Origin of the sequence: Streptococcus halitosis (assembly GCF_023147855.1) — a bacterium.
GTDB lineage: Bacteria > Bacillota > Bacilli > Lactobacillales > Streptococcaceae > Streptococcus > Streptococcus halitosis_B.
Genome location: NZ_JAHXOP010000001.1, coordinates 227,187 through 242,157, shown reverse-complemented (window position 1 = coordinate 242,157; position 14,971 = coordinate 227,187). Strand labels below are relative to the sequence as shown.

General features: G+C 40.5%; 10 protein-coding genes. All 10 read right to left on the bottom strand.

Annotated elements, in window-relative coordinates; translation table 11 throughout:
• Positions 1-4 precede the first annotated feature (4 nt).
• Positions 5-649: a phosphoserine phosphatase SerB gene (serB, locus tag KZX55_RS01180; protein WP_248023019.1), complete on the bottom strand. Its 645-nt coding sequence runs from the start codon at positions 647-649 to the stop codon at positions 5-7.
• 61 nt (positions 650-710) lie between these two features.
• A complete protein-coding gene (glgA, locus tag KZX55_RS01175) occupies positions 711-2,144 on the bottom strand; it encodes a glycogen synthase GlgA (RefSeq protein ID WP_248023016.1) in 1,434 nt (477 codons plus the stop codon).
• On the bottom strand, positions 2,141-3,280 hold the full coding sequence (gene glgD / locus KZX55_RS01170; protein WP_000687044.1) for a glucose-1-phosphate adenylyltransferase subunit GlgD: 1,140 nt from the start codon (positions 3,278-3,280) through the stop codon (positions 2,141-2,143). The genes glgA and glgD overlap by 4 nt, the downstream gene beginning before the upstream one ends.
• Entirely contained in the window at positions 3,270-4,412 is a 1,143-nt protein-coding gene (locus KZX55_RS01165; RefSeq protein WP_000787257.1) for a glucose-1-phosphate adenylyltransferase, read from the bottom strand. The genes glgD and KZX55_RS01165 overlap by 11 nt, the downstream gene beginning before the upstream one ends.
• A 158-nt stretch (positions 4,413-4,570) precedes the next feature.
• Positions 4,571-6,466: a 1,4-alpha-glucan branching protein GlgB gene (gene glgB / locus KZX55_RS01160; protein ID WP_248023012.1), complete on the bottom strand. Its 1,896-nt coding sequence runs from the start codon at positions 6,464-6,466 to the stop codon at positions 4,571-4,573.
• 272 nt (positions 6,467-6,738) lie between these two features.
• Positions 6,739-8,163, bottom strand: coding sequence for an NADP-dependent glyceraldehyde-3-phosphate dehydrogenase (locus KZX55_RS01155; protein WP_248023003.1), 1,425 nt, complete (start codon positions 8,161-8,163; stop codon positions 6,739-6,741).
• A 197-nt stretch (positions 8,164-8,360) separates the two neighbouring features.
• A complete protein-coding gene (pulA, locus tag KZX55_RS01150; protein ID WP_248022999.1) occupies positions 8,361-10,646 on the bottom strand; it encodes a type I pullulanase in 2,286 nt (761 codons plus the stop codon).
• Between the two features lie 154 nt (positions 10,647-10,800).
• Positions 10,801-12,759, bottom strand: coding sequence for an NAD-dependent DNA ligase LigA (gene ligA, locus KZX55_RS01145; RefSeq protein WP_248022990.1), 1,959 nt, complete (start codon positions 12,757-12,759; stop codon positions 10,801-10,803).
• 89 nt (positions 12,760-12,848) lie between these two features.
• Complete coding sequence (locus KZX55_RS01140) at positions 12,849-14,027, bottom strand: MFS transporter (protein WP_248022982.1); 1,179 nt, start codon at positions 14,025-14,027, stop codon at positions 12,849-12,851.
• A gap of 80 nt (positions 14,028-14,107) precedes the next feature.
• On the bottom strand, positions 14,108-14,971 hold the full coding sequence (locus tag KZX55_RS01135; RefSeq protein ID WP_248022980.1) for a MutR family transcriptional regulator: 864 nt from the start codon (positions 14,969-14,971) through the stop codon (positions 14,108-14,110).

Sequence of the window (14,971 nt, the reverse complement as noted above, 5' to 3'; positions counted from 1 at the left end):
CCTCTCATTCTAAGAAATCAATCAAAGGTAGAACTTCTAAAAGATCCCTTGTATCTACATGACAAGCTATCTCAGCTTTTACGACCTCCTTGGCACAAAATGCAATACCACGTCCTGCTGACTTTAACATCAAGAGGTCATTTGCCCCATCACCGATGGCAACTGTTCTTTCTCTAAGAAGTTTGAATTCCTTTCTCCAAATCTCAAGCGTAGCTTGTTTTACTTGACCTGTCACAATTTCACCAACTAGTCGACCTGTTAAAAAACCGTCTTTGACTTCCAACTGGTTAGCAGAGAAATAGGAGATACCAAGGGATTTTGCTAATCTCTCAACTATTGGTGCAAATCCACCAGACACTAGACCGACTAGAATGCCATTCTTTTGAAGTATGGAGATAAATTCTTGAGCATTCTTGGACAGATGAATGGATTTGAAAACAGTATCAAAGACCGAAACCGGAAGGCCTTTTAACAAAGCTACCCTCGCTCGTAAACTTGTTTCAAAGTCCAGTTCACCTCGCATTGCCTGTCTTGTAATCTGTGAAATTTCTTCTTCGCAACCTGCTTCTCTTCCTAAAAGATCAATCACTTCCTCTGCTATCAAGGTGCCATCAACATCCATAACACAAAGTCCCTTTGCTTGAGTCATCACTTCTCCTCTTTTCTAAACAGCCCAAAAATCGTATGAAAGAATCATACGATTTTATCTATTAGTTGACTAAACTATGGTACAAGTCCAGGTAAGATTTGCAGGCTGTATCCCATGAGAAATCGCATTCCATAGCTTGTTTTTGTAGATTTCTCCAAACGTCCGGCTGATTCTTATAGATATCCAAGGCTGTTTGGAAACTCCAGTTAAGCCAGTATGGTGTTAAATTGTCAAAGCTAAATCCAGTTCCACTTCCTTCGATTGGATTGAAGGATTGAACCGTATCACGCAAGCCACCCACTTCATGAACCAATGGTAGTGTCCCGTAACGCATCGCCATCATTTGAGACAAGCCACATGGTTCAAAACGACTTGGCATGAGGAAGAGATCACAAGCTGCGTAGATTTCTTGAGCAAGTTTGACATCAAAAGTGATATTTGCTGATAGTTTGTCTGGATAGACTTGCGCAAACCAGGAGAAGGAATGTTCAAAAGCAGAATCTCCTGTTCCTAAAAGGACTATTTGAACGTCCTCCTGTAAGAAACGATGCAAGCTTTCTACCACAACATCAAAACCTTTTTGGCGTGTCAATCGAGAGACAATCCCAACTAGAGGAACATCTGCTCGCACTGGTAACCCAACTCTCTCTTGTAATTTTGCTTTGTTTTGAGCTTTTCCAGACAAATCTTCCTTATCAAAATGATAGTCTAAAAGTGGGTCTGTTTGAGGATTATAAAGATCTGCGTCAATACCATTGACAATACCTGAAACCTTACCTGACTCCATGCGAAGAATCTGGTCCAAACCGCAACCAAACTGACTGGTCATAATCTCATGCGCATAGCTAGGGGAAACAGTTGTGACACGATCCGCGTAGAGAATACCTGCTTTCATCCAGTTAAGGCAATCATTCCAGCGAAGGGTCCCATCAGCATAGCGTTCAAATCCCACACCGAACAAATCCCATAACATCCCTTCAGAAAATTGACCTTGAAATTCCAAATTATGAATGGTTAGAACTGTTCTGATCCCTTGATATGCCTGAATCCAATGGTACTTTTCTTTTAACAAGAAGGGAATCATGGCTGTGTGGTAATCATGAACATGAAGAAGGTCAGGGATAAAGCCAATGCGCTCCATGGCTTCAAGAGCAGCCAGTTGGAAAAAGGCAAAGCGTTCACCGTCGTCAAAATCACCGTACACATGACCACGGAAGAAATAATACTGATTATCAATAAAGTAGAAGGTAACCCCATTCAAAACCGTTTTCTTAACACCACAGTACTGTCTACGCCATCCTACACTAACTTCAAAGTGGAGAACATCCTCTATCTGGTCGCCAAACTTAGCTTCTACCATATCATAATAAGGCAAGAAAACTGCAACTTCGTGCCCCGCTTTTACAAGTGATTTGGGAAGTGCGCCAATGACATCGCCCAAACCACCTGTTTTTGAAAAGGGTGCTCCTTCTGCCGCTACAAATAAAATTTTCATGAGTAAATGTCCTCTGTTACTGTTTCACCCTTCTTAACTACAACTGGATGTTCTGCTGTTCCTCGAATGACAACACCGTCCGCAACTTCAACTCCTTTGTCTAGGATGGCATATTCAACTTGGGCACCCTGACCAATCACAACACGAGGGAATAAAATGCTGTCTTTCACCACACTATCTTTGTGAACATAAATGTTACGAGATAGGACTGACTGAACTACTTCACCCTCAATGATACTACCTGAAGCAAACTGAGAAGTACTTACTTTTGAAGTATTCGCATAGTAGGTTGGTTCTTCATTCTTAACCTTGGTATAAATCTTTTGGTTAGGTGAGAAGAGAGAGTAGAATTTTTGAGACTCCAACATATCAATATTGGCTTGATAATAGGATTGAACGGAGTGAATATTGGCTAGATAGCCCGTGTATTCGTAAGCAAAAGCACCTTCTTTTACAGCTAAATCGCGGAGTACATAGCGTAATTTTTCTGGATATTCTTTTTGAACTTCTTCTTCAAGTCGTTCAATCAACCACGGAGTATCAACGACGAATATATCTGTAGACATGTTGAAAAGTTCATCTGTTGATTTGGCATCAAAAAGTTTATGAGAAAGAACATGGTCTGTTTCATCCACTTCCAAGATGGCATTAACATCTGAAATATCCTTTTTAGGTAATTTCTTATAAACAACTGTAATCGGACGACCGGCAGTAGTATGTAAATGGAATACTTGATTGAGGTCAATATTCACCACGATATCACAGTTAAGTGCAACCGTCTGATTTGATCCTGAACGTTTCAAATAAGTGAGAAGCTGTTGGTAATATTCTTTCCCAACTGTGCTACTTTCAACACTCGTATTATAAATACCTAGATAGTAGTGGCTGAGAAGGGTAGATAAGCCCCACTCACGTCCTGAACGAATGTGGTCAAAGACTGAACTGATATTGTCTTGTTGGAAAATTCCAAAGACACTACGAACACCAGCATTTGCAAGGCTAGAAAGAGGGAAATCAATTAAACGATATTTTGCTCCAAATGGCAAGCTAGCCACCGGACGGTGTTCTGTTAACGTTGACATATCATGAAAACCAACTGTGTTTCCTAAAATGGCTGAATATTTATCAATCTTCATCTGATGCTACCCCCACTACTTCATTGTATCCTACTACTTGTACTTCGTCTGTTCCATCAATTTCGACACCTTCAGAAATAACAGCACCCTCACCAATAATGGCACGTTTAATTTTTGCACCTTTTCCGATAATGGCACCACTCATGATTACAGAGTCTACTACTTCAGCACCCTCACGTACTTGCGCTTCTGTTGAGAGAATAGAATGCTTAACAGTTCCATCCACGAGACAGCCATCCACAACTAAAGAATCTTCTACATGAGCGTGTTTTCCAATAAAGTTTGGTGGTGAAATCAAGTTCCGTGAGTAGATTTTCCACTGACGATCACGACTATCCAAAGCGTTGTTTGGATCAATGTATTCCATATTTGCTTCCCATAGAGACTCGATAGTACCAACGTCTTTCCAGTAGCCTTTGAATTCATAAGCATAGACGCTTTCTCCAGACTCAAGGTAATTTGGAATAACGTTTTTACCAAAGTCTGACATATCTACCTTGTTCTTTTCAGCAGCAACAAGCATATTGCGGAGACGTTTCCAATCAAAAATATAAATCCCCATTGAAGCCTTTGTAGACTTAGGTTGAGCAGGTTTTTCTTCAAATTCAACGATACGGTTATTGGCATCTGTATTCATGATACCAAAACGGCTAGCTTCCTTTAGAGGTACGTCTAGAACAGCTACAGTCAGACTGGCATTGTTATCCTTATGTGATTGGAGCATATCATCGTAGTCCATCTTGTAGATATGGTCACCAGAAAGGATCAAAACATACTCAGGATTAATACTATCAATGTAGTCGATATTTTGGTAGATAGCGTGACTGGTCCCTTCAAACCAACGGTTTCCCTCACTCGCAGAGTAGGGTTGAAGGATAGAAACACCTGTGTTAATACCATCTAGTCCCCAGCTAGAACCATTCCCAATATGGTTGTTCAAAGCAAGAGGTTGGTACTGCGTAATAACACCAACATTATGAATCCCAGAGTTTGCACAGTTGGAAAGAGCAAAGTCAATGATACGGTAGCGCCCACCGAATTGCACCGCCGGTTTGGCAATGCTTTGAGTGAGTTTTCCGAGACGTGTTCCTTGCCCACCCGCAAGGATCAAAGCTAGCATTTCATTCTTCATTTTCTACTCCTTTATAAAGACATGTGAACGTTAAAATCGAAAGAAGGTCGGAAGTCAAACTTTTTATAAAAATAATAGGAAATCCATTTCTCTTGTGTTTCAAGTCCAATACAAGTACATCCGTTTTTAAAATATTAAAAATTGTAATCAACAGCCTGCTATTCTTTTTTCTTAGCTGGTTTCAAACGACGCTTGATCTTCCAAATGCTTGCTCCCATAGCAGGCAAGGTGAAGGTCAAAGTCTGCTCGTAATCTTTCCATAAGCCTTCTTGAGTCTGAACTGTTTGATTGTGTTCTTTCCACACACCTCCCCATTCTTCTAATTCTGTATTCCAAACTTCTTCGTAAATACCTGCAACAGGTAAACCAATCGTAAAATCCTTACGTTCAACTGGTGCCATATTAAAGACACAGACTAACATTTCGTCCTTCTTACCCTTACGAATAAAGGAGAGGACACTCTGATCTCTATTATCAGCATCGATAATCTCTATACCGTCATAACTAGTATCAATTTCCCACAGACAGCGATGGTCTTTATAGAATTGATTTAGTTGTGAAGTGAAATGCTTCATCTTGGCATTCATTGAATCTTCTAGATTAGCCCATTCCAACTGCTCCTCAGACTTCCACTCGAGGAATTGCCCGTACTCACTACCCATGAACAAGAGTTTCTTACCTGGATGACAAATTTGATAGGTGTAGAGATTACGTAGACCTGCAAACTGATTGTAGCGATCTCCCCACATCTTATGCATCATACTCTTCTTGCCATGAACCACTTCATCGTGTGAGAAAGGTAGGAGATAGTTTTCATTGAAAACATACATAAAGCTGAAAGTCACAAGATTAAAGTCATACTTGCGATAAATCGGATCCTCCTCGTAGAAACGGAGAATGTCGTTCATCCAGCCCATATTCCATTTATAGTCAAAGCCAAGGCCGCCCATTTCTTTCATACCAGTAATCTTTGTCGCTGATGAACTTTCTTCTGCAATCATCATGATATCTGGATGAGCTAACTTAATCACTGTGTTCAACCGTTGAAGGAAATAATAACCCTCGTAGTTAAGGTTTCCACCATCTTTGTTTGGAGTCCAAGGAGCATTATCATAATCTAGATACAGCATATTGCTCACTGCATCGACCCGAATACCATCTAAGTGGTAAAAATCAATCCAGAATTTAATACTTGAAATCAAGAAAGACTGGACCTCATTTTTTCCGAGGTCAAAATTCAGAGCACCCCAACCATAGTTATGAGCCTTGTTGTGATCTTGGTATTCAAAAGTTGGTGTACCGTCATAATATGCCAAGGCATCATCATTAATGGTGAAATGACCTGGAACCCAGTCTACGATAACACCAATGTTATTTATATGACACTCTTCAACGAAATCTTGGAATTCCTCAGGTGTACCATAGGAATGTTCAAATGCAAAGTAACCCATAAGCTGATAGCCCCAACTCAATCCAAGTGGGTGAGCCATTAAGGGCATAAACTCAATATGTGTATAGTTCATTTCAACCAAATAAGGAATCAACTCTTCCTTCAGCTGTGAAAAACTATAGGGACTACCATCTGGATTTCTCTTCCAAGATCCTGCATGGGCCTCATATATATTAACTGGTCTCTCGAAAAATCCCAAACGTTTGCGACGCGCTAGCCAAAGGCCATCTTTCCACTTCTTTTCTCGAATAGTGGTCAGAACAGCTCCTGTACCTGGCCGGGCTTCAAAACGAACTGCCAACGGATCAATTTTCATAATCTGGTGACCATTTGCACGCGTAATATGATATTTATAAATCTGACCTTCCTGAGCTTGAGTCGTAAAGACTTCCCAAACACCTGCTTCATTACGAACCATGGGAATTTGATTCTCAATCCAATTAGTAAAATCCCCAACTAGATGAACTGCTTGTGCATTTGGTGCCCAAACCCTAAAAGTATAGCCAATTTCTCCGTTTTTCTCCTCTCTATGTGCTCCTAAATAATGCTGGAGGTGAAAGTTTTCACCTGTAGTAAAGGTTCTTAATGCTTCTTGATTATTCATTCGATCCCCTCTCTTTTGTAAGCGTTTTCTATAATTCTATTATACACTCTTTTAAGATAACTTTCAAGTAATTTACGAAGAAAATCATATTTTTTTATGAAAGTCTTCAAAAAATTACCGAGCATTTTAAAAAATATATCCCGAAAATAGAATACGAAACAATTTCCATATATTTTTTTATTATAATACCAGAATATTCGTTTTTTAACAATTTTAAACTGTATTTTTTTAAAAAAAATAAAATCAGGAAATCGATTTCCTGATTTTATATATTATTTTACATCAAATACAATGGATTTAACATTTGTCATCGCTTCGATACTATATTTAATTCCTTGCACTCCTGCTCCAGAACCCTTTACACCAAGGAATGGGAAATTATCTGGTCCGCGTTGTGTTTTATTATTAATATGAACGGTTCCCACTTCAAGTTTCTCAGCGATTTCAAATGCCTTCTTAAAGTCATTTGTAAAGACAGAGGATTGAAGACCAAACTCAGATTCATTGGCAATTGCTACTGCTTCATTCGCATCTGCGACACGGATAATTGGTAGAACAGGGCCAAACGGCTCTTCCCATGCTACTTTCATATCTTTTGTAACTTGGTCAAAAAGCACTGGCCAGAGAAGATTGTCTTCACGCTTGATTGGTGTAAGAGCCTGAGCACCTTTTTCTTGTGCATCTTCAATCAAGTCCCAGATGAAATCAGCTGAAGCGTTATCAATAACAGGTGTGATATCAGCATTGTCAAATGGATCACCGACTGTTAGCTTAGCGACTTTAGCCTGAAGCAATTCGGCTAACTTGTCTGCTATGCTTTCTACAACTAAGACACGTTTGATAGCGGTACAGCGCTGACCAGAGTAGCTAAATGCACCACCTACGATTTGATTGGCTGCATTTTCCAAATCTGCATCTTCTAAAACGATTGCTGCATCTTTCCCGCCAAGCTCCAGCATAACTGGGCGCATACCAGCTAAACGACCGATACGCTCCCCAATCGGTGTTGAACCTGTAAAGTTAATGAAGTTCACTTCCTTGTGTTCGATGATGTAGTCTCCGATCTCAGAACCACGTCCAGTGATGGTGTTAAAGACACCTGCTGGAATTCCGGCTTCGTCAAAAGCTTTAGCTAGTAAGAGACCAGAAATAGATCCTTGCGTTGGTGGCTTAAACATAACAACATTCCCTGCAATCAAAGCCGGAGCAATCTTGGATCCAGAAAGGTTGACTGGGTAGTTAAATGGCGCGATAGCTAAGACAACTCCAACTGGCTCACGACGGACAACGGCTAGTTTGTTTTTACTTGCAGCTTCAAAACCGCCACCTTCCATTGCTTGTCCAGTAATACGGAGACCTTCCTCAGCAGCAAAACGGATCAAATCTGCTGTACGTACTACTTCTCCAATGGCTGCTTTAATCCCTTTTGCAACCTCTTTGGCAAGAATTGTACCAATTTTTTCTTTATCACGTTCCAAAATATCTGCTGTCTTATGTAAATAGGCTGCACGCTCAACTGGTGCTAAATCACGCCATGCTGGGAGAGCTGCACGTGCAGCTTTCATAGCCTCATCTACTTCAGCTTGGCTCATAGCGGGTACTGTACCTAGTTTTTCTTGATTGATAGGAGAATAGATCGCAATCACGTTCTCTGATGATTTCCATTTTCCATTCACTAAATTCTGATAATTTGTCAAATTCTCTTCCTCCTGAAAATGATTAAAATTTATTTTATCAAATTTTCAGAAAATTACAACCCTTTTTGTGAAAATATTGATATTTTTTTCACAAACTTGATTCTTCAAATTATTTGAATTTTATTCCTATTAGATATTGGTTTTTCAATAAAAATCAAAAAAGGTCTAGTTAATCTAAACCTTTTCAGAACATTAATTTACGAGAGTACTTTTAGAACCACGACACTGGTATCATCAATCACATTTGATTCTTTAGAACGACTATTAGACACCAGCATTTCAAGATTTCCTGCATTTTCAAAGTAGAAGGAAGTCCCCTTCGCATTAAAGACTACCAATAAGTGCTCTGGTCCACCGTGAATTTCGTAAACAATCCACCCACTATTTTCAGCAGCTGTATGGACGAAGACATGGCGATAAACTTCTTCGTATGTAGGATAAGAGAAGGCGCTGGTCTGTGTTTTTAGGCGAATAATCTGACGGATAAAGTTAATGCTCTCTTGTCTCTCATTGATTAAATCCCAGTTGACCTGGTTGACACTATCTGGAGCATTGTAACTATTCATGGCACGTTCTCTATCTGCCGCAGTCAGCTCCCCGTTTTCACCAGTAGCAAGGAGTTTAGTGCGGCCAAATTCTTGCCCCAACTCTATAAAGGACATTCCTTGCATGAGAATGCTCATCGCTGTTGCCGTCTCAACCTGACGCATAATCTTATCTGAACTGTGATTTGGATGAAGGGTTACTAACAAATCATGCAAGTTGTAATTATCATGGGCTTCCACATAGTTAAGGACTTGGTTTGGGCTAAGATATGAGCCCAACTCTCGACTACCAAGAATAGCTTTGGCTACAATCGGTTCTGTAGCAGCACCACTAACAAATCCTGCCTTGATTGAGCCATAAACTTCTCCTCCTTTGATGGCATCTCGCTGATCATCGTTGAAAAATCCAATATTTGGCATCTGGTAGGCATTATCCTTCTTGGCCTTGTCATAAGGTGCAAGACCTGTCCCCATATCCCAACCTTCTCCATAAGTGAGAATACGCGGATCGACTTCATCTAACGCCCAGCGAATTGCCTGCATGGTTTTAACATCGTGAATTCCCATCAAGTCGAAACGGAAACCGTCAATATTGTATTCTTTCACCCAATAAAGGAGTGAGTCAACCATGTACTTGCGGTACATTTCGTGTTCGCTTGCGGTTTCATTTCCTACACCTGTGCCGTTTTGGAAGGTTCCATCTGGATTCATACGATAGTAATAATCAGGAACAGTTGTTTGGAAAGGTGCATCAACTGTTGAGAAGGTATGGTTGTAAACGACATCCATAATGACACCGATTCCTGCATCATGATAAGCCTGAATCATGGTCTTAAGGTCTCGAATAACCTGTCCAGGATCATCTGGATTGCTAGAGAAACTTGGTTCTGGTGCATTGTAGTTTTGAGGGTCATAACCCCAGTTATAGGTTACATTTCCGTCCTCGTCGTATTCCTTATGACGATCAAAGATTGGTTGAAGCTGAACATAATTACAGCCGAGTTCTTTGATATAGTCAAAGGCTGTTGCTTGCCCATACTGGTTAACCGTTCCAGTCTGGGCAGCCCCAAGGAAGGTCCCTCGAAGGTTTTCTGGAACTCCAGATGTCGGTGATTTTGTAAAATCACGAATGTGCATCTCGCAGATAACGGCTTTACATGGGTTTTCCAAACGCCAAGGAGCATCTGTCCCATGTTTGACTTTAAATCCTTCTACCTGTCTATCTTGCTGAGATAGGATGACAGAACGTTTCCCGTCAGGACTTGTAGCGATAGTGTATGGGTCTCGTGTCAAGGTCTGGTGGTGCGGAAACTCAATCTGATACTGATAAGCTTTACCTGCAAGATTTTCATCCAGGTCTACACTCCAAACACCAATGGTATTGTACTTATGGCTGTATGAATAGCTATTCCCACGCTCGAGATTAAAGGTTTTCCAAATCGGCGCGTCGTTACTTGTATTTTCATAAACGACCACTTGGACTGCTGTAGCTGTTGGAGCCCAGAGTTTAAAGCTTGTCTGGTAGTCTGAGATACTATAACCCAACTCTCCTTGGTATCCCCAATGATGATCAAAACTTTCACTGTGAAAAGCTTTATCAAAAGCAAACGGGTTTCGATCTTTATAGAAAGGACTTGCAATGGCTGGATTTTCAGAATAATAAACCGTCTCATCACCATCTAAGATCCAAACCTCAGTCAACAGTGGGTAATAGTTAAACCGTAGGAGATAGTCTTTTGTCTTACCATCTATTTCAGCAGAAAAGGTCAAAGTATCGAGCCTTTCTGCACTTGTGACTGTAAAGGAGAATTTTGCTCCAAAATAGTCATTTTCATAATACAAATTTTCTTTAATATCTTCCTGTTTTCTACTGAATGAACAAGCATCATAATCCCCATTTTTTCGGTGAAAATGGATGACTACTGGGTATCTATACATTTTTTCCTAATTCCTAATTTCAATTTTAATTTTTTAAGTCATGCTGAAGGTTTTAACGGGAATTTCAGCACAATAGAGAATAGCTTTAATAGATATAAAAACACATCAGGAGAGATAGTTCCAGACTATCTAACATCTAGTTTTCAACGATTCTTTACAAACTTTCTAGCCAGGCCTCATCTCGAACCTCGATACCAAGTTCTTGCGCTTTTTGGAGCTTACTTCCTGCATCTGCTCCTGCTACGACAAGGTTCGTTTTCTTAGATACACTGCCTGTGACTTTGGCACCAAGACTTTCGAGTTTATTTTTGGCTTCAGAGCGCGTGAGGCGTTCCAATTTCCCCGTTAGCACAACGGTCAAACCTGACAAGGCCGCATCTGCCACTACTGTCTGTCCTTTGTAGCCCAGATTGACTCCAGCTTCTTTCAACTCGTCTAAGAGAATCTTTGATCCTTCTGTAGCAAAATAAGTCTGAAGACTTTGAGCAATCACACTACCCAAACTTTCAATACTTGCTACTTCCTCTGGATCAGCTTGGGCTAGATTTTCAATAGAGTGGAAATGTTGGAGCAAGAGTTGGCTAGCCTTGCTTCCGACATGGCGAATTCCCAGACCAAACAAGAGCTTTTCAGCAGAGTTTTCCTTGGATGCTTGAATGGCCTGATACAGTTTAGAGGCTGACTTTTCCTTGACACCTTCTAAAAGGAGAAAATCGTCTTCTTTCAAACGGTAAATATCTGCCACATCCTTAACCAGATTAGCAGCAAAAAGCTTTTCAACGATAGATGGACCAAGCCCTGTAATATTCATGGCGTCTCGAGAAGCAAAGTGAATCAAACCTTCCATGATTTGGGCAGGACATCGTGGATTGATACAACGAAGGGCTACTTCATCTTCAAAATGAAGCAACTGACTGTCACAGCTCGGACAGTTAGTCGGAATATCTAGTTTTTCTTCAGAAACACGTTTAGACTCTGCCACACGCAGAACAGCAGGGATGATATCTCCAGCCTTATAAACGATAACCGTATCGTCTTTGCGGATATCCTTTTCAGCGATATAATCTACATTGTGCAGTGTTGCACGGCTAACAGTTGTCCCAGCAAGCTGAACAGGTGTTAGATTGGCAGTTGGAGTCACAACACCCGTACGACCTACTGTCCAGTCAACTGAAAGGAGCTGGGCTTCTTTTTCTTCAGCAGGAAATTTATAGGCGACTGCCCACTTAGGCGCTTTAACAGTAAAACCGAGCTCTTCTTGACCTGCTAGGTCATTGACCTTGATCACCACTCCATCAATGTCATAAGGTAAATTATCCCGTTCTTGTCCAACTTCTTGGATGAAATCCCATATCTCATCTATGCTTTCAGCCAGAATTCGTTTAGGATTAACTACAAATCCAAGCTGTTCAAGATGCTCCAAGACTTTTTCTTGGCTATCACGAGTAGAAGGGCTAGCTTCTTGATAGAGGAAAGTGGCAAGATTGCGCTTGGCTACTACTGCTGTATCCAGCTGACGCAAGGTTCCCGCTGCCGCATTACGAGGATTGGCAAATTCAGGCTCCCCATTTTCTTGGCGAGCTTGGTTGACCTGATCAAACGAAGCGCGTGGCATATAACACTCTCCACGAACGGTGATATCTAGTTCTTCTGGCAAGGTCAAAGGAATGTCCTTGACACGCTTGAGGTTCTCTGTGATATTCTCTCCAATAGAACCATCCCCACGTGTCGCACCGACAACCAAAATCCCCTTTTCATACGTGAGCGAGATAGATAAACCATCGATTTTCAGCTCACAGATATAGATTGGATGGGGTAATTCCTTTCGAACATGCGCATCAAAAGCTTCTAACTCTTCACGTGAAAAAGCATCCTGCAAACTATAAAGAGGATACTGATGACTGTATTTTTCAAAACCATCTAAAACCTTACCACCAACACGATGAGTCGGACTGTCCGCTAAAACTTGATCTGGATAGGCGGCTTCCAATTCGACCAACTCTCGGTAGAGGCGATCATACTCGCTATCTGAAACCGAGGGATTGTCACTCGTATAGTACTCGGTCGCATAGCGGTTAAGTAAGGCAACTAACTCATTCATTCTTTCATTCATAATCCCATTTTACCACAAAGCAAGCCCTCCTCACAATAGAGAAGGACTGAAAAATGATTCGTAGTGTAATATTTTCTAAAAAAGAGAAATTATAACTCTTTTTCAAAATGACTTCGCACATAAACGAGGGATAGACAAGACAGGGCAATAACCCCGCTTCCAATTATCAGGAAAGAAGAGAGATGAACACTTGGTAATACTGTCATAAAGCCTTTTGCAATCGGCATAAATAGAATGGCTAAGGTAAAAATGGTGCTTAGAACTCTTCCCAAGTATTCCCCTTCAACCTTGGTTTGCACCTGAGTAAAAAAGTGAATATTAAATATCGTCATAAACAGTTCACAAACTAAATTTCCAGAAAAGGAAAGAAAAGTTGGCAATGGTAACCCCATCATAAAAACTCCAATTCCAGTCAAGGCCAATAGAATCAAAAGATTATAAACACCTGCCTTGATTTTGCTAGCTAGAAGAGCTCCGATAATCGAACCAATAGCGCCCATAGTCAAAATAGTTGCATAAGCTCCTCCTATCCCGTATAGTCGATTTGAAAAAGGGAGGAGAAATTCAAAAGCTGCAAAAAAGAAATTAACGCTGGAAGCGACTAACAAAAGGAAAAAGATCTCTTTCTGGCGCCAAATATAGCGAATTCCTTCTTTCATATCAGCAAAAATATTTTTCCAGCTGAAAGTCTTTTTCTCTTGTTCCTGAGTCTCTTTTTGGGGGAGAAAAGCTACTAAAGTAAATGCAATGAAAAAGCTAATGGCATCTAAAACAAGCGTCATATGGAGACTGGCAAATTGTAAAACGAGGAAAGAAAGTATAGGGGAGCTAACACCTACAACCTGCAAAACTAACTCCAAGCGAGAGTTATAGGTCACTATCTCGTTTTTCTCTACAACCTCAGTTATAATGGCTTTGTTAGCTGTACGAGAAAATGCAAAGGCAACCGCCTGAACAATATTTGCGAAGATCAGAGCAGCAATCATCAAGCTATCATTTCTGATGAAAGAAATAGCTAAACAGAGAATACCACAAATCAAGTCCGTCGTCATCAAAATTTTGCGACGCGAAAAGCGGTCTGAAATCACTCCGCCAAAGGGATTGACCAGAATCGATGTGACGAGTTCAGAAATCTGATAAATCCCAAGAACAGTCTGTCCTATCGTTCCCATTGATGCCAGCCAAACACTATTTCCATAATCATAGAGCATATTTCCTATCTTATTAATCGCACCACGACTAATCAACTGGATTGCATGTCGATTCATATAAAAAACTCCTCTCAAATTTTGAAACTATTGTATCAAAACTGAAAGGAGTCTCTTTATTTTTCCCTTATTTGGGAAATTTAAGGATTTACAAATTTTTCATAATGTTCCTGATAGTAAGCCACTTGCTCAGGAAGTCCAAGCACATCAAAAATATGCATAGCCTCCTGCATCTGACTACAACCCTCTTCTTTTAAGTTTCTCTGGTAGAGGGCGAAACCTTTGAGATAATGGAAGATATTGCGCTCATAAAGCTTGATACCATTTCCAATCAACTTCTCCACATAACTCTCAAAATAGTCCGCATCCGTAAAGGACTGGTTTTCCAAACAATGCTGGTAACAGTTGAGAGCTAAAATCAAAACAAGTTTTCGATGCCGACCAATTTCTTTGTAGTAGTCTTCTCGCTCCATGACTTCTCTGCCAATCCGAGCTACATAGTCCACATTGTAGAAAGTATAGAGATTCCCGAAAAGAATCAACTCATACATGGTCCATTCTTCTGTTTGAAAAAGATAATCTACTACCTTTTCCAAATCACTCTGACTCATCGTGTAATGAGCATCTCTTTGACAAATCAGCCCCTGTAACAAAATCCAATTCAGCTCAAAATAGAGGGGATTGGTAGAACTCTTAGCCTTTTCAAGTTGTTCTCTTTGGAGCTTTTGAAAACCTGCAATATCATTTGAGTAGTAAAGCGGAATAATCTGTGCCATTAAGGCAACATGTTCATGATTTTGAAAATCCCTAGCCTTGTCCATGAAATTCTCAATAGTAACATGAATATTGTCCAAAATCTCAAAGAAACGGGAAACAGCTAGATCAGACTCCCCAAGCTCGAAGCGAGATAACTGAGAGATGGAACACGATTCACCTGCCGCCTCTTTCAAGGAGTATTTCCCACTTGTTCGAAATTCACGAAATACCTTTCCAAGATGTTCCAT